The organism is Massilia rhizosphaerae (assembly GCF_016093545.1).
In the GTDB taxonomy this organism is placed as follows: domain Bacteria; phylum Pseudomonadota; class Gammaproteobacteria; order Burkholderiales; family Burkholderiaceae_D; genus Telluria; species Telluria rhizosphaerae.
Genome location: NZ_JADKYX010000007.1, coordinates 199,559 through 215,650, shown reverse-complemented (window position 1 = coordinate 215,650; position 16,092 = coordinate 199,559). Strand labels below are relative to the sequence as shown.

12 protein-coding genes are annotated in these 16,092 nt (G+C 65.3%); 9 read left to right on the top strand and 3 right to left on the bottom strand.

Annotated features, from left to right (window positions below; all coding sequences use genetic code 11):
• The first annotated feature begins 77 nt into the window (after positions 1-77).
• The 8 genes from ISF28_RS13125 (at position 78) to ISF28_RS13090 (ending at position 8,826) form a co-directional block, all read left to right on the top strand.
• A complete protein-coding gene (locus ISF28_RS13125) occupies positions 78-2,303 on the top strand; it encodes a 4Fe-4S binding protein (RefSeq protein ID WP_198117626.1) in 2,226 nt (741 codons plus the stop codon).
• Positions 2,300-3,580 carry a nitrous oxide reductase family maturation protein NosD gene (locus tag ISF28_RS13120; RefSeq protein ID WP_198117625.1) on the top strand — a complete coding sequence of 427 codons (1,281 nt, stop codon included), beginning with the start codon at positions 2,300-2,302 and terminating at the stop codon, positions 3,578-3,580. Before ISF28_RS13125 ends, ISF28_RS13120 begins: the two co-directional genes overlap by 4 nt.
• Positions 3,570-4,499 (top strand): ABC transporter ATP-binding protein, encoded by a 930-nt coding sequence (locus ISF28_RS13115; RefSeq protein WP_198117624.1) that lies wholly within the window; start codon positions 3,570-3,572, stop codon positions 4,497-4,499. The genes ISF28_RS13120 and ISF28_RS13115 overlap by 11 nt, the downstream gene beginning before the upstream one ends.
• Positions 4,483-5,307 (top strand): ABC transporter permease, encoded by an 825-nt coding sequence (locus tag ISF28_RS13110; protein ID WP_198117623.1) that lies wholly within the window; start codon positions 4,483-4,485, stop codon positions 5,305-5,307. Before ISF28_RS13115 ends, ISF28_RS13110 begins: the two co-directional genes overlap by 17 nt.
• A complete protein-coding gene (locus tag ISF28_RS13105) occupies positions 5,304-5,789 on the top strand; it encodes a nitrous oxide reductase accessory protein NosL (protein ID WP_198117622.1) in 486 nt (161 codons plus the stop codon). Before ISF28_RS13110 ends, ISF28_RS13105 begins: the two co-directional genes overlap by 4 nt.
• 45 nt (positions 5,790-5,834) lie before the next feature.
• Positions 5,835-6,323 (top strand): c-type cytochrome, encoded by a 489-nt coding sequence (locus ISF28_RS13100; RefSeq protein WP_198117621.1) that lies wholly within the window; start codon positions 5,835-5,837, stop codon positions 6,321-6,323.
• A 6-nt stretch (positions 6,324-6,329) separates the two neighbouring features.
• The gene (locus tag ISF28_RS13095) at positions 6,330-7,355 is read left to right on the top strand and encodes an FAD:protein FMN transferase (protein ID WP_229519056.1); all 1,026 of its coding nucleotides are present in this window, start codon (positions 6,330-6,332) and stop codon (positions 7,353-7,355) included.
• A 439-nt stretch (positions 7,356-7,794) separates the two neighbouring features.
• Positions 7,795-8,826, top strand: coding sequence for a S41 family peptidase (locus ISF28_RS13090; RefSeq protein ID WP_198117620.1), 1,032 nt, complete (start codon positions 7,795-7,797; stop codon positions 8,824-8,826).
• A gap of 66 nt (positions 8,827-8,892) precedes the next feature.
• On the opposite strand, the gene lpdA is transcribed toward ISF28_RS13090, so the two are convergent.
• The 3 genes from lpdA to aceE all read right to left on the bottom strand — a co-directional run bounded on the left by lpdA (position 8,893) and on the right by aceE (position 14,817).
• The gene (gene lpdA / locus ISF28_RS13085; protein ID WP_198117619.1) at positions 8,893-10,698 is read right to left on the bottom strand and encodes a dihydrolipoyl dehydrogenase; all 1,806 of its coding nucleotides are present in this window, start codon (positions 10,696-10,698) and stop codon (positions 8,893-8,895) included.
• A gap of 9 nt (positions 10,699-10,707) precedes the next feature.
• Entirely contained in the window at positions 10,708-12,045 is a 1,338-nt protein-coding gene (gene aceF / locus ISF28_RS13080; protein ID WP_198117618.1) for a dihydrolipoyllysine-residue acetyltransferase, read from the bottom strand.
• Positions 12,046-12,120: 75 nt separating this feature from the next.
• Positions 12,121-14,817 carry a pyruvate dehydrogenase (acetyl-transferring), homodimeric type gene (aceE, locus tag ISF28_RS13075; RefSeq protein WP_198117617.1) on the bottom strand — a complete coding sequence of 899 codons (2,697 nt, stop codon included), beginning with the start codon at positions 14,815-14,817 and terminating at the stop codon, positions 12,121-12,123.
• 315 nt (positions 14,818-15,132) lie between these two features.
• Here aceE and folD point away from each other — a divergent pair, with 315 nt between their 5' ends.
• On the top strand, positions 15,133-15,990 hold the full coding sequence (gene folD, locus ISF28_RS13070) for a bifunctional methylenetetrahydrofolate dehydrogenase/methenyltetrahydrofolate cyclohydrolase FolD (RefSeq protein ID WP_198117616.1): 858 nt from the start codon (positions 15,133-15,135) through the stop codon (positions 15,988-15,990).
• Positions 15,991-16,092 lie beyond the last annotated feature (102 nt).

Here is a 16,092-nt window from a genome sequence, read left to right as displayed (position 1 = left end):
GGTAGCTCGCAGCAGTTCGCAGGATGGGCGCAGCCTGTCCGTCCTGCGTTTTTTCCCCAATCGAAGGTGAGATGTCCATGTATCGCAGCCGTTTGCCGTACCATCTGGCGCTGGTCCTCTGGATCGCGCTCTGCGGACTGCTGCTCGCGACGGGCGCCAAGGCGTCGATGTACAACGCCGAACTGTCGCAGGAAACCATGAGCGGTCCGGACCTGTGCGCCGGCGCCCCCTGCCGCGACGTCATGCCCGCGGCGCAGTCATTCTCCAAGCGCAAGGGCATGCCCGCCTATGTCGAGGCCTATGCCAACGATGCCAACGATGGCGCGAAACGCCGCCTGGTCGGCTACGTGTTCCTGTCGACCGACGTGGTCGACATCCCCGCCTATTCCGGCAAGCCGGTCATCACGTTGATCGGCATGGATACGCACGGCATCATCACGGGCGTGCGCATTCTCAAGCATTCCGAACCGATCCTGCTGGCCGGCATTCCGGAATCGGTGCTCACCACATTCGTTCATCAATACATCGGCCGGGCCGGCAATGCCAAGCTCGAGATCGGCCACGGCGCCGACGGCGACGACAAGGCGGGGCTCGACGCGATCAGCGGCGCCACCGTGACGGCGATCTCCGAAAACCAGGTGATCGCGCAAAGCGCCTATGAAATCGGCAAGGAAGTCGGCATCTTCAAGCGCGCGGCGCGGCCGCGCGCGCATTTCACGCAGTTGGCGGACACCCTCGACTGGGCCGCGCTGGCACGGGAAGGCGCCGTGCGGCACTTGCTGGTGCAGGCCGGCGACGTCGGCGCCGGCGACAGCGCGCAGCCGTACATGGACCTGTATTTCGGCTATCTCAACGTGCCGACCATCGGCATCAGCCTGCTCGGCAAACATGGCTACGACCGCCTGATGCAGGACTTGAAACCGGACGAGCATGCGATCTTCATCGTCGCCAACGGCCAGGTGTCGTTCAAGGGATCGGGCTTCGTGCGCGGCGGCATCTACGACCGCGTCCAGGTGCTCCAGGATACCGACCGCTTCACCTTCCGCGACACCGATTACGAGAACTTGTACCACCTGGAGCCGGCGGACACGCCGGGTTACAAGGAATCGGGCATCTTCATCATTCGTTCCGCCAACTTCAACCCGGCATGGCCGTGGCAACTGAGCTTCCTGGCCAACAAGCGCGACGCGCAGACCGGCGCCAAGGTGTTCGCCCACTTCGACCAGGATTACTGGCTGCCGGCCCGCTATCTCGAAGGCGGACGGCCGAAGGTCGTCGTCCCGGAACCGGCATGGAAGCGGGCATGGACCGGTAGAAAGGTCGAGATCGCCCTGTTCCTGCTGGCGCTGGCCGCGACCGCCGTGTGGTATGCGCAGCGCGACCGGCTGGTGCGCGCATCGAACCGCAAGAGCAAGCCCTGGATTTCCATCCCGCGCCACACGCTGTGGGTGGTCGCCGTCGGCTACATCGGCCTGCACCTGAAGGCACAGCCGAGCATCACGCAGGTGCTGACCTGGTTCCATTCGATGCTGCACCAGTGGAAGTGGGAACTGTTCCTGTCGGACCCGTTCATCTTCCTGTTCTGGTGGTTCATCATCGTCACCGTGTTCATCTGGGGACGCGGCCTGTTCTGCGGCTGGCTGTGCCCGTTCGGCTCGCTGCAGCACCTCGCATTCCGCGTCGGCCAGGTCATCGGCCTGAAACGCTTCCAGCGCTTGCTGCCGAAGGCGTGGCACGATCGCCTCAAGTGGGTCAAGTACGTGGTGTTCGCGGTGCTGCTCGGCGTGTCGCTGTATTCGATGGAGATGGCCGAGACGCTGGCGGAAATCGAGCCGTTCAAGACCACCTTCCTCGTCGGCGTGTGGAACCGCTCCTGGCCGTACGTGACCTTCGTCGCCGTGATCCTCGGCATCTCGATCCTGAGCGAGCGGCCGTACTGCAAGTATCTGTGCCCGCTCGGCGCCAGCCTGGCGGTGCCCACCGTGTTCCGCCTGTTCGGCCTGAAGCGAAAAAAAGAGTGCGAGACCTGCCATGCCTGCGCCACCGGCTGCGGCTCGCACGCGATCGACGCCAAGGGCAGGATCGACCAGAAGGAATGCCTGCTGTGCCTCGACTGCATGGTGATGTACTACGACGACCATGCCTGTCCGCCGCTGGCCAAGGAGCGCAAGGCGCGCGAGCGCGCCGGCCTGCCGTTGACGCCGATCGATGCCAAGGGCTACTTCATTTCTCTGGACGACGTGCGGCGCAACCTGGCGGAAAAGACCGCCGACCTGGCGGCCAAGGCAGAGCGGTCGTCATGAACACGCTCAGCCCCGGTGCCGCGTGGATCGCAGCCTGCCTCGTCGTGATCGGCGGGTTCGGCGGGTTCGGCACCACTGCACGCTGCGCGGTGCTGCAGGTGCGGCCCGGCGAATCCGTCGCGGCGGCCGTGCAGGCGGCACGTGCCGGCGACACGGTGCGCGTGGCGCGCGGCACGTACAAGGAGAACGTGACGATCGACAAGCCGCTCACCCTGCAAGGCGTCGATCGCCCCACCCTCAGCGCCGCGAACCGGGGTGACGTCATCCGCGTGCGCGCGGCCGACGTGACGATCGAAGGCTTCGTCGTGCGCGACAGCGGCACCGACCTCGGCGCCCAGAACGCCGGCATCTACATCGAACCGCATGCCGACCACGCGCTGGTGCAGGACTGCGAACTGGTGGCGAACCTGTTCGGCGTCTGGCTGGAAAATTCGACCGACTCGACGCTGCAGCACAACGTGATCATCGGACGGCGCGACCTGCAATCGGTCAATCGCGGCAACGGTATCGAGGTCTACAACACGACCAACTCGCGCATCATCGACAACCAGGTCAGCTACACGCGCGACGGCATCTACGTCGATTATTCCCGCCACGCGCTGTTTCGCGGCAACCGGATCCACCACGTGCGCTACGGCACGCACTACATGAACACCAACGACAGCACCTGGGAAGACAACGAAGTCTACGAGAGCCACGGCGGCCTGGCGTTGATGGAGGTGCGCCGCCTCACCGTGCGCAACAACGTCGCCTGGGGTAACGAAAAGCACGGCATCATGCTGCGCACGATCCAGGATTCGGTCATCGAAAACAATGTGGTGGCCGGCAACGGGCTCGGCTTCTTCATCTACGACGCCGAGTACAACACGGTCAGGAACAATCTCGTGATCCGCAACCGTATCGGCATCCACCTGACGGCCGGTTCGGTCAACAACGCGTTCGACGGCAACGACTTCATCGACAACCAGGAACAAGTCAAATTCGTCGCCGTACACGACGTGGAATGGGGCCGCGCCAAGGGCAATTACTGGAGCAATTACAGCGGCTGGGACCAGGGCGGCGACGGCGTCGGCGACATCGTCTACGAAGCGAACGACGTGGTGGATCGGCTCAACTGGCAATACCCGCTCGTCAAGCTGCTCTTGAACAGCCCGGCGATCCAGACGCTGCGTTTCGTGGCGCGCCAGTTTCCGATATTGCGCTCACCGAGCGTGATCGACAAGCATCCGCGCATGCGGCCGTGGCGCCGCGACTGGAGCAAGTGGAATGGCAAGTAATTCAATCGACGTCAGGCACGTCGCCAAGCGCTTCGGCGACGTGGTCGCGCTCGACGACATCAGCCTGTCGATCGGCAAGGGCAGCATGGTCGGCCTGATCGGCCATAACGGCGCCGGCAAGAGCACCTTGTTCAAGCTGATGCTCGGCTTGATCGCACCGAGCGCCGGCGAGGTCCTGATCGACGGCGTGCCGACCGGCGGGCGCGATTTCCGCCACGTGCGGCGGCGCATCGGCTATCTGCCGGAAACCTTCGTCACCTACGACAACCTGACCGGCCACGAGGTGCTGCACCTGTTCGCCGACCTGAAAAAAGTCCCGCGCGCCGCGTGCGCCGAGGTGCTCGAACGGGTGGGAATGGGCCACGCGGCGGGGCGGCGCGTGCGCGGCTATTCGAAGGGGATGCGCCAGCGGCTCGGGTTTGCGCAGGTGCTGCTCGGCGCACCCGACCTGATCTTCCTCGACGAGCCGACCAACGGCCTCGACCCCGAAGGCATCCACGATTTCTACCGCATCCTGCGCGACGTCCAGTCCCAGGGCGCCACCATCGTCATCACGTCGCACATCCTGGCCGAGATCCAGGAACGCGTGGACCACCTGGTGATCCTGGGCGGCGGACGCGTCGCGGCGCAAGGCACGTTGGCCGAACTGCGCGCGCAGATGGTGCTGCCGTCCGAGATCCGGATCACGCTGCACCATGGCGAGGGGTCGCGCATCCACGCCGCGCTGGCGCAGCTGGCGGGCCTGGAACTGACCATCGAACGCGATTGCGTGCGGGTCGCCTGCCTGCCGGGCCAAAAGCTCGCGGTACTCAACATTCTCGCGGCGCTGGCCGACGTCGTGCGCGACGTCGCGATTCATGAGCCGTCGCTGGAAGACCTGTTTCTCGGATATGGAGGCGCACATGTTCGGCAGCGTTGACTGGTCGCAGGCGTTCGTCATCGCCGGCAAGGAATTCCGCGACCGCATCCGCAACCGCTGGGTGCTGGCCGTGGCGCTGATCTTTGCGTTGTTCGCGCTGGCGATCGCCTACTTCGGCTCGGCCCAGCAGGGAGAAGTCGGCTTTCGCGGCATCGACGTGACCGTCGCCAGCCTGGTGAGCCTCGTCATCTACCTGGTGCCGCTGATCGCCCTGATCCTCGGCTACGACGCCATCGTCGGCGAGAAGGAGCGCGGCTCGCTCGACCTGCTGCTGTCGATGCCGATCACGCGGTTCGAGATCTTGCTCGGCAAATTCCTCGGCCTGTCGGCCGCGCTGGGGAGCGCCACCGCGCTCGGCTTCGGCGCCGGCATGGTGGCGCTGGCCGGGCAATTGACGGCGCGCGACGTCCATCACTACCTCGGCTTTGCCGGCAGCGCGATCCTGATGGGCATGGCGTTCCTGAGCCTGTCGATGCTGGTCTCGGTGTTGTCGCTGGACCGTGTCCGCGCATCCGGCACGGCGATCGGCCTGTGGTTCTTTTTCGTCCTGATTTTCGACCTGCTGCTGATGGGCGTGCTGGTGGCAAGCCAGGGCCTGCTGGGCAGCGGCCTGTTCGGCGCATTGCTGATGCTGAACCCCGCCGACGTCTTCCGCCTGCTGAACATCTTCAGTTCCGAGCAGGTGCAAAACATGTATGGCCTCGCGACCGTGATGCCGGACAACCTGACCAATCCGGCCGTCCTCGTCGCCGTCATGCTGGCCTGGATCGTTGCGCCGTTCACCGTCGCCCACTGGAGATTCAAATGACATCGATTACCCGGCAGTTGGCCGGCCTCGCCCTGCTCGCCGCGCTCGCCGCCTGCAGCCACACGCCGGCCAAGGTGCACCCATTGGAGCCGGGCGACGACACGGCCTGCGCGCTCGACGGCATGGTGCTGAAAGACTTTGCCGGCCCGAAGGCGCAGATCCACTACACCGAAGGCAAGCCGGACTTCTTTTGCAACCTGACGGAACTGTTCGACGTCGTGCTCGCGCCCGAAAGCCGCCGCGCCGTCGCGGCGCTGTTCGTGCAGGACATGGGCAAGACGGATTGGAATCACCCGCAGGCCCACTGGATCGACGCCAGGACGGCCTACTACGTCGTCGGCAGCCGCAAGCCAGGCTCGATGGGGCCGACCTTCGGCAGCTTCGCGAACGCCGCCGACGCCGCCGCATTCGCCGCCAAGGAAGGCGGCAAGGTGCTGCGCTTCGACCAGATCACCGCCGCCATGGTGAAGACGCCCACATGAACTGACATGTCATTTTTTTAGCCCACCCGAAAACGAAGAGGAACCATGAACACCTTGAAATTGCTGCCACTGGCATCTGCATTGGCATTGGCAACCGCATTGACCGCTTGCGGCCAGAAGAACGCACAACAAGCGCAGGCATCGACCGCGCCGCCCGCGCCGGCGGCGGATACGGCTGCCGCCGCGCCCGCCGCTCCGCCCGCAGCGGCACCCGCCGCCGCGGAACCGGCCGCTCCCGCCGCAGCGACCGCACCCGCCGCAACGACCGCGAGTGCGGCGGGCGGCGGCGACCTGGTGCTCGGCGAAAAAGTGTTCGGCACCACCTGCGTCACCTGCCACGGCGCCGGCGTGCTCGGCGCGCCCAAGGTCGGCGACAAGACGGCCTGGGGACCGCGCGTCGCGCAAGGCAAGGATACGCTGTACACGCACGCCCTCAACGGCTTCAAGATGATGCCGGCCAGGGGCGGCAACGCCGCGCTGAAGGACGACGAAGTCAAGGCCGCCATCGACTACATGGTCAGCAAGGCCGGTTGATCCATCATGAAGGCGACCGTCCGGCTGGGAATGTTGATATCGGCGGTGCTGGTGCTGCTGGCCCTGTTGCCGGGCTGTCGCCCGAACGATGCGGTCTACCGTGTCCAGGGCCATGTGTTCGGCACGCAGGTCGAGGTCAGCATCTACGGCGAATCCGAGCAGCGCGCCCAGGCGCTCGGCGACGAGGTCCTGCGCGAATTCGACCGCCTGCACCGCAAGCTGCATGCATGGCAGCCGAGCCAGTTGACGGCGCTGAACGATGCGATCGCGCGCGGCGAAACCTTCCAGGCCGATGCCGAATTGGTCGACCTGCTGAAATCGGCGACCGCCCTGTCCGAACAGTCCGGCGGCATGTTCAATCCCGCCATCGGTCACCTGATCCGGCTGTGGGGCTTCCAGAGCAGCGACATCACGGAACACGGCCCGGCGCCGCAAGAGATCCGCCGCTGGGTCGACGCCAATCCGCGCATGACGGACCTCGTGTTCGACGGCACGCGCATCTCGAGCAGGAACAAGGCCGTGATGATCGACCTCGGCGGCTATGCCAAGGGATACGCGCTCGACCGCGCCGCGCAGATCCTGCGCGCCGCGCACGTGAAGGCGGCGCTCGTCAACACCGGCGGCAACATCATCGCCATCGGCCAACCGGGCGCGCGGCCGTGGAAAGTCGGCATCCGCGACCCGCGCGGCGACGGCACCGTCGCCAGCGTGGAACTGCACGACAACGAAGCGATCGGCACCAGCGGCGACTACCAGCGTTATTTCATGAAGGACGGCAAGCGCCATCCGCACATCATCGATCCGCGCACCGGACAGACGGTCGACCTGGTGGCATCGGTCACGATCCTCGTCTCCGGCGGCGCCGACGTCGGCCTGCGCTCCGACGGCAATTCGAAGCCGCTCTTCATCGCCGGGCTGCGGCACTGGCGAGATATGGCGCACCATCTCGGCTTGCAGGAGGTCATGCTGATCGGCGCGGACCGGAAGGTCGAGATGACGCCGGCCATGCAGGCGCGCATGGCGGCGAGATAGCCAAGCCACCGGGGGGCGTTGCCCGCTTCCCCGTTACCAAGCCTTGGTTCTCGGCGCCTTGTACGAATCGCACGCCGTCAAGGACATGACACCCAGGAATATCGCCATGCCCTTCCACGGCGCGTTTTTCAGATTACGCATGCATTTCTCCATTCGATGCTCAAGCACTGCCTATCGTCCGGGCGACAGGTTGGCAGACTGTGAAATCAAGAAATGCGCTGTTTGTCACAGTTAAACGCGATGCCGCATCTTGAAGGCCACGATGGGGCCCTCGGCCGGGTCCAAGGCTGCATCCGCAGCATCAACTTACCATTCGGTATGCAGGATGGGTGATTGCCAAAGATATTACTATCAAATGGTAATTTTTATGCTACGCTCATCCCGCTTCATTACCCTTGCGATGAAGTCGTCATTTCCTACACACCGCCAAAGGAAACAAATGAAAAAGAAATGGATCGTCGTACCGTGTCTGCTGCTGTTCACCACGCTCGGCGCCTGTGCCGCCACGCCCGAGCCGCCGCCCCCGATTGCTGTCGACAGCGCGATGCGCGTGGAGGCAATCGATACGCTCGTGGCAAAGCTGAACGATCACTATGTCTTTCCCGACAAGGCCAGGCAGGTCGGCGCGGTCCTGCACCAGCGCCAGCGCGAGGGCAAGTACGATGGGATCACGGATGGCGAACAGCTGGCAAAACAGCTGACGGCCGATGTTGCCGACGTCCTTCATGACAAGCATATATTCGTGGGATTCGACTCCGGGCTGGTGCAGCCCGAGCGTGACATCGGGCCGCGCCCCACGACGCTGGCCGAGTGGGAACGCATCGCGCCCCCTGAGGCGCGCAAGCGTATCCTCGCGTCCAACCTCGGGGTGGAAAAAGTCGATCACCTGGGCTCCAGGATCGGCTACCTCGACCTTTCCGGCTTCCCGCCGCCCTTCCTTGTGGCCGCCAAATATGCGGCGGCGATGGACAAGCTCGCCGACACCGACGGCCTGATCATCGACCTGCGCAACAACCACGGCGGCGCACCGGACGGGGTGGCTTTACTGGTCAGCTATTTCGTCGACGAACGCACGCGCCTCAACGACATCTGGGATCGCGATACCGGTGTCTCCACGCCGCATTGGACGGTCGATCAGCTGGACGGCAAGCGCTATGGCGGCAAGAAGCCGGTCCTGATCCTGACGAGCCCCGGCACGATGTCGGCCGGCGAAGACTTCGCCTACACGATGCAGGCGCTGAAACGCGCCACGCTGATCGGCGAGCGGACCTGGGGCGGCGCCCACCCCACGCGTCCCTTCCGCCTTGCCGACCATTTTTTCGCCGCGATACCCAGTGCACGCACCATCAGTCCCATCACCCACACCAACTGGGAGGGCGTGGGCGTCCAACCGGATGTCGCAGCGACGCCGGACCGGGCGCTTGCGGTGGCGAAGGACATGCTGCAGCGCCGGCTTCAGGGAACGAATTGACCGTGGATCCGGCATAAAAAAGCCGGGACGCAGGGTCCCGGCTTGTTACGACGGACAGCGCTTACATCAACGCTTGCGCGGCGGCGGCAAGTCGGTGCAGACGCCTTCGTAGGCTTCTGCCGCCATGCCGATCGATTCGCCCAGCGTGGGGTGCGGGTGGATCGTCTTGCCGATGTCCACGCCGTCCGCGCCCATCTCGATGGCCAGCGCAATCTCGCCGATCATGTCGCCGGCGTTCGTGCCGACGATCGTGCCGCCGATGATGCGGTGGGTCTCGGCATCGAACAGCAGCTTCGTGAAGCCTTCCGAGCGGCCGTTGGCGACGGCGCGGCCCGAGGCGGCCCACGGGAAGTGGCCCTTCTCGACCTTGACGCCCTTCGCTTTCGCCTCGTCTTCCGTCAGGCCGACCCATGCCACTTCCGGATCGGTGTACGCGACCGACGGGATCACCTTCGCGTCGAAAAAGGCCTTCTCGCCGTGCGCGGCTTCGGCGGCGACGTGGGCTTCATGCACGGCCTTGTGCGCCAGCATCGGCTGGCCCACCAGGTCGCCGATGGCGAAGATGTGCGGCACGTTGGTGCGCATCTGGCCGTCCACCGGGATGAAGCCGCGGTCGGTGACCGCGACGCCGGCGGCTTCCGCGCCGATCTTCTTGCCGTTCGGGCTGCGGCCCACGGCCACCAGCACGAGGTCGTAGACCTGCGCGCTTGGCGCCGGCTGGCCCGCCTCGGCGGCTTCGAACGTGACCTTGATCCCTTCCGGCAGCGCTTCCACGCCGACAGTCTTGGTCTTCAACATGATGTTGTCGAAGCGGTGCGCGTTGAACTTCTGCCAGACCTTGACGGCCTCGCGGTCCGCGCCCTGCATCAGGCCATCCATCATCTCGACGACGTCGATGCGCGCGCCCAGGGTCGAGTACACGGTCGCCATCTCCAGGCCGATGATGCCGCCGCCGATGACGAGCATGCGCTTCGGCACCTGGCGCAGTTCCAGCGCGCCGGTCGAATCGACGATGCGCGGGTCTTCCGGCACGAACGGCAGTTTTACCACGGCCGAACCGGCCGCGATGATCGCCTTCTGGAATGCGACGACCTTCTTGGCACCGTCGGCGCCGGTCACTTCGATGTGGTTCGGGCTCAGGAACTTGCCGACGCCCTGCACGACATTGACCTTGCGCGACTTGGCCATGCCGGCCAGGCCGCCGGTCATCGTCTTGATGACCTTGTCCTTGTAGGCGCGCAGCTTGTCGATGTCGACGTCCGGCTTGGCGAACGACACGCCGAGGTCCGCCATGTGCGCCGTCTCGTCCATGATGTGCGCCACGTGCAGCAGCGCCTTGGACGGGATGCAGCCCACGTTCAGGCACACGCCGCCCAAGGTGGCGTACTTCTCGACGAGGACGGTGTTCAGCCCTAAGTCGGCCGAGCGGAACGCGGCCGAGTAGCCGCCGGGACCGGCGCCCAGCACCATCATCTCGCATTCGATGTCGACGGGGCCGGTGTAGCTGGCCGCGTTCGGGATCGGTGCTGCCGGTGCGGCGGGTGCTGCGGCCGGCGCCGGAGCGGCGGGTGCGGCCGCCGGAGCCGGGGCCGCGGCGGCGCTCGGCGCAGGCGCCCCGCCCGAAGCGCCTGCGCCGGCTTCATCGACGGTCAGCAGCAGCGAGCCTTCGCTCACCTTGTCGCCGACCTTGACCTTCAGTTCCTGCACGACGCCGGCATGGGTCGACGGGATCTCCATGCTGGCCTTGTCCGATTCGACGGTGACCAGCGACTGGTCGACCTTGATGGTGTCGCCGGGCTTGACCATCAGCTCGATGATCTCGACGTCCTTGAAATCGCCGATGTTGGGGACTTTGACTTCAACGGTGCTCATGGGCTCTCCTTACAGCAGCGTCTTGCGCAGGTCGGCCAGGACATCGGCCAGGTAGGTCGTGAAGCGGGCGCCGGCGGCGCCGTCGATCACGCGGTGATCGAACGACAGCGACAGCGGCAGCATCAGGCGCGGCTGGAAGGCTTTGCCATCCCACACCGGTTTCATCGAGGACTTGGACAGGCCCAGGATCGCGACTTCCGGCGCGTTGATGATCGGGGTGAACGCGGTGCCGCCCAGGCCGCCCAGCGACGAGATCGTGAAGGTCGCGCCCTGCATGTTCGCCGGGGACAGCTTGCCTTCGCGCGCCTGCGCCGACAGCTCGCCCATTTCGGTGGCGATCTGCGACACGGACTTCTTGTCGGCGTCCTTGATGACCGGGACGACGAGGCCGTTCGGGGTGTCGGCCGCGAAGCCGATGTTGTAGTACTTCTTGAGGATCAGTTGGCCGTTGGGTTCGTCCAGCGACGCGTTAAAGTTCGGGAACTTCTTCAGCGCGGCGACGGAAGCCTTGATCACGAAGGCCAGCATGGTCAGCTTGACCGGCGACTTGGCCTTGGCGTAGGCGGCGTTCGAATCGACGCGGAGCGCTTCCAGGTCGGTCACGTCGGCTTCCTCGAACTGCGTCACGTGCGGGATCATGACCCAGTTGCGGTGCAGGTTCGGGCCGGAGATCTTCTTGATGCGCGACAGCGGCTGGGCTTCCGTTTCGCCGAACTTGGAGAAGTCCAGCGACGGCCACGGCAACAGGTTCATGCCTGCGCCGCCGCCCGCACCGGCCGGTGCCGCGGTCGGGCCGGCGGTGAGCGCGGCCTTGACGAAGCCCTGCACGTCCTGCTGGGTGATGCGGCCTTTGGGACCGGAACCCTTCACCTGGTTCAGGTCGACGCCCAGTTCGCGCGCGAACTTGCGCACGGACGGCGACGCGTGGGCGGTCGAGAAGCTCGGTGCCGGGCCGGCAGCCGCTGCTGCGCTCGCCGCCGGTGCCGCGGCAGGTGCCGGGGCCGGGGCGGGTGCGGCGGCAGGCGCCGGTGCCGGCGCGGCGGCCGGAGCCGGTGCGGCGGCGGGTGCCGGCGCGGCTTCCGCGGCCGGTGCCGACGGCGCGGCGCCGGCCGCTTCCTCGAGCAGCAGCACGAGCGAGCCTTCGCCGACCTTGTCGCCGACCTTGACCTTCATTTCCTTCACGACGCCCGCATGGCTGGACGGGATTTCCATGCTGGCCTTGTCCGATTCCACCGTGATCAGCGACTGGTCGACCTTGATGGTGTCGCCCGGCTTGACCAGCAGCTCGATGATTTCGACTTCCTTGAAGTCACCGATGTCGGGGACTTTGACTTCCACAATGCTCATCTTTGTTAGCTCCGTATTATTGTCAGCTCAGTCATGCGTCGCCCCCGCACGGGCAGGGGCGACAGGCTCAGAGCATTACTGGGTCACAGGATTCGGCTTGTTCGGATCGATGCCGTACTTGGCGATCGCGTCCGCCACCACCTTCACGTCGATCTTGCCTTCCTCGGCCAGCGACTTCAGCGCGGCGACCGTGATGTAGTAACGGTTCACCTCGAAGAACTCGCGCAGCTTGGCGCGGGTGTCCGAACGGCCGAAGCCGTCGGTGCCCAGGACCTTGTACGTGCGGCCGCTCGGGATATACCCGCGGATCTGCTCGGCGAACAGGCGCATGTAGTCGGTCGTCGCGACGACCGGGCCTTCGGTGCCCTGCAGCAGCTGGGTCACGTACGGCAGGCGCGGCGCTTCGGTCGGGTGCACCATGTTCCAGCGGTCGGCGTCCTGGCCGTCGCGGGCCAGCAGCGTGAACGACGGGCACGACCACACGTCGGCGGCGACGCCCCAGTCGTTCTTCAGCAGCTCGGCGGCGAACACGGACTCGCGCAGGATGGTGCCGGAGCCCATCAGCTGCACGCGCTGTTTCGCAGACTTGTCGCCTTCCTGGAACAGGTACATGCCCTTCAGGATGCCCTCTTCCTGGCCTTCCTTCAGGCCCGGCTGCTCGTAGTTCTCGTTCATGATGGTGATGTAGTAGAACACATCCTCCTGCTTCTCCACCATGCGGTGCAGGCCGTTCTGGATGATCACCGCCACTTCGTGCGCATAGGTCGGGTCGTACGGGACGCAGGTCGGGATGGTCGCCGCGATGATGTGGCTGTGACCGTCCTCGTGCTGCAGGCCCTCGCCGTTCAGCGTCGTGCGGCCGGCCGTGCCGGCCATCAGGAAGCCGCGGGCGCGGATGTCGCCGGCCAGCCAGGCCAGGTCGCCCACGCGCTGCAGGCCGAACATCGAGTAGTACGTGTAGAACGGGATCATCACGCGGTTGTTCGTCGAGTACGACGTCGCCGCGGCGATCCACGAGCACATGCCGCCCGCTTCGTTGATACCCTCTTGCAGGATCTGGCCCGCCTTGTCTTCGCGGTAGTACATCACCTGGTCCTTGTCGACCGGCTCGTACAACTGGCCTTCCTGGTTGAAGATGCCGATCTGGCGGAACAGGCCTTCCATGCCGAACGTACGCGATTCGTCGACGAGGATCGGGACGATGCGCTGGCCCAGGTTCTGGTCCTTCAGCAGCGTGGTCAGCGTGCGGACGTAGGCTTGCGTCGTCGAGATCTCGCGGCCGGCCGCGGTCGGATCGGTGACGGCCTTGAACGTCGCCAGCGGCGGCACCGGCAGCTTTTCGTCGGTCTGCTCGCGGCGCTGCGGCAGGTAGCCGCCGAGGGCCTTGCGGCGCTCGTGCAGGTATTTCATCTCGGGCGCGTCGTCGGACGGCTTGAAGAACGGGATCTCGGGCAGCTTGTCGTCCGGGATCGGGATCGCGAAGCGGTCGCGCATTTCGCGGATCGCCTCGTCGTCCAGCTTCTTGGTCTGGTGCGCCGTGTTGCGCGCCTCGCCCGACTTGCCCATGCCGAAGCCCTTGACGGTCTTCACCAGCAGGACGGTCGGCGAACCCTTGTTCTCCTGGGCGTTCTTGAAGGCGGCGTAGATCTTGTGCGGGTCATGGCCGCCGCGGGTCAGGCGCCAGATGTCGTCGTCGGTCATGTTGGCGACCATCTTCAGCAGCTCGGGGTGCTTGCCGAAGAAGTGCTTGCGCACGTACGCGCCGTCCTTCGACTTGTAGTTCTGGTATTCGCCGTCGACGGTTTCCATCATCACGCGCTGCAGGATGCCGTCCTTGTCCTTGGCCAGCAGGGCGTCCCAGCCGGGGCCCCAGATGACCTTGACGACGTTCCAACCGGCGCCGCGGAAATCGGCTTCCATCTCCTGGATGATCTTGCCGTTGCCGCGCACCGGGCCGTCCAGGCGCTGCAGGTTGCAGTTGATGACCATGACGAGGTTGTCGAGCTTTTCGCGCGCGGCCATGCCGATCGCGCCCATCGATTCCGGCTCGTCCATCTCGCCGTCGCCGCAGAAGACCCAGACCTTGCGGTTGTCGGTCTTGGCGATGCCGCGGGCTTCCAGGTACTTGAGGAAGCGCGCCTGGTAGATCGCCATGATCGGGCCCAGGCCCATCGACACGGTCGGGAACTGCCAGAAGTCCGGCATCAGTTTCGGGTGCGGGTACGAGGACAGGCCCTTGCCGCCCACTTCCTGGCGGAAGTGCAGCAGCTGGTCTTCGGTCAGGCGGCCTTCCAGGAAGGCGCGCGCGTAGATGCCGGGCGACGAGTGGCCCTGGATGTACAGCAGGTCGCCGCCGTGGTCTTCGGTCGGGGCGTGCCAGAAGTGGTTGAAGCCGATGCCCAGCATGTTCGCCAGCGAGGCGAACGACGAGATGTGGCCACCCAGGTCGCCGTCGAAGCGGTTGGCCTTGACGACCATCGCCATCGCGTTCCAGCGCATCCACGAGCGCAGGCGCTCTTCGTATTCCAGGTTGCCCGGGCAGTGCGCTTCCAGGTGGGCCGGGATCGTGTTCACGTAGGCGGTGTTGCTCGAGAACGGAACGTGGGCGCCGCGGCGGCGCGCCAGATCGACGAGGCGCTCCAGCAGGTAGTGCGCGCGATCGGTACCTTCGAATTCGATGACCGCTTCAAGCGCGTCGAGCCATTCCTTGGTCTCGAGCGTATCCGGGTCGTTGGCGGCTTGTGCCGTCAACTGGTCGAGTTGAGCTGACATTGCTACGTCTCCTTGAGTGTGGTGCCCCACCCGATCCTGAATTCGTCACGGACGTTTGGTGGCGAAAAGTCTATCCCTTGATAAAAGCCCGACGATTCTACCAGCGGAGCACGCAATTTTCAAAATATGATATTCAATTTCATAATGCGGTAAGAGGTCCATGCGGAGCGCATGGCATGCGGGTTTCGCGGCCACCCGCCCGGTACAGGCACGTCTATAAATATGACGACGAATGCCGCCAGGCGGCGCGCGATACCCCGCGTGACACCTTGCCGCGCTTATAATTTCGTTTTTGTCCAGCACACGAGTCCCATCATGACCGCCCAACTGATCGACGGAGTCAAACTTTCCCAGCAACTGCGCGCCGACATCGCCGCCCGCACCGCCGCCCTTACCGCCAGCGGCCACCAGCCCGGCCTGGCCGTGATCATCGTCGGCGACGATCCGGCCAGCCACGTCTACGTGCGCAACAAGGTCAAGGCCTGCGGCGACGTGGGCTTTCATTCGGTGCTGGAAAAATACGAGGCCGATTTCCCGGAACAAGCCCTGCTCGACCGGATCGCCGCGCTGAACGCGGACCCGGCCATCCACGGCATCCTCGTGCAGATGCCGCTGCCCAAGCACATCGACGCCTCGAAGGTCATCGAAGCCATCGCCACCAGCAAGGACGTGGACGGCTACTCGGTGCTTTCCGCCGGCGAACTGATGGCCGGCCTGGAAGGCTTCCGCCCGTGCACGCCGTACGGCTGCATGAAGCTGATCGAGACGACCGGCGTCGACCTGCGCGGCAAGCACGCCGTCGTCATCGGCCGCAGCAACACGGTCGGCAAGCCGATGGCGCTGCTGCTCTTGCAACAGAACGCCACCGTCACCATCTGCCATAGCGGTACGCCGGACCTGGGCTACCACACGCGCCAGGCGGACGTCGTCGTCGCGGCCGTCGGCCGCCGCAACACGCTGACGGGCGACATGGTCAAGCCGGGCGCCATCGTGATCGACGTGGGCATCAACCGCAACGATGAAGGCAAACTGTGCGGCGACGTCGACTTCGACAGCGTCAAGGAAGTCGCGTCCCACGTCACCCCGGTGCCGGGCGGCGTGGGGCCGATGACCATCACGATGCTGCTCATGAATACTGTGGAGTCGGCCGAGCGCGTCGCGAAACGTAGCTGACTGTAGGGTGGGCACCCCGTGCCCACCAAACGCATGCGGACTGCAAACACATGGTGGGCACAGGGTGCCCACCCTACGCGTTCGTGAATGCCCGAATTCGGC

Excerpts from the sequence above, each read along its gene's own strand:
- ISF28_RS13125 (WP_198117626.1), top strand. The coding sequence starts at position 78 with ATGTATCGCAGCCGTTTGCCGTACCATCTGGCGCTGGTCCTCTGGATC.
- ISF28_RS13120 (WP_198117625.1), top strand. The coding sequence starts at position 2,300 with ATGAACACGCTCAGCCCCGGTGCCGCGTGGATCGCAGCCTGCCTCGTC.
- ISF28_RS13115 (WP_198117624.1), top strand. The coding sequence starts at position 3,570 with ATGGCAAGTAATTCAATCGACGTCAGGCACGTCGCCAAGCGCTTCGGC.
- ISF28_RS13110 (WP_198117623.1), top strand. The coding sequence starts at position 4,483 with ATGTTCGGCAGCGTTGACTGGTCGCAGGCGTTCGTCATCGCCGGCAAG.
- ISF28_RS13105 (WP_198117622.1), top strand. The coding sequence starts at position 5,304 with ATGACATCGATTACCCGGCAGTTGGCCGGCCTCGCCCTGCTCGCCGCG.
- ISF28_RS13100 (WP_198117621.1), top strand. The coding sequence starts at position 5,835 with ATGAACACCTTGAAATTGCTGCCACTGGCATCTGCATTGGCATTGGCA.
- ISF28_RS13095 (WP_229519056.1), top strand. The coding sequence starts at position 6,330 with ATGAAGGCGACCGTCCGGCTGGGAATGTTGATATCGGCGGTGCTGGTG.
- ISF28_RS13090 (WP_198117620.1), top strand. The coding sequence starts at position 7,795 with ATGAAAAAGAAATGGATCGTCGTACCGTGTCTGCTGCTGTTCACCACG.
- lpdA (WP_198117619.1), bottom strand. The coding sequence starts at position 10,698 with ATGAGCACCGTTGAAGTCAAAGTCCCCAACATCGGCGATTTCAAGGAC.
- aceF (WP_198117618.1), bottom strand. The coding sequence starts at position 12,045 with ATGAGCATTGTGGAAGTCAAAGTCCCCGACATCGGTGACTTCAAGGAA.
- aceE (WP_198117617.1), bottom strand. The coding sequence starts at position 14,817 with ATGTCAGCTCAACTCGACCAGTTGACGGCACAAGCCGCCAACGACCCG.
- folD (WP_198117616.1), top strand. The coding sequence starts at position 15,133 with ATGACCGCCCAACTGATCGACGGAGTCAAACTTTCCCAGCAACTGCGC.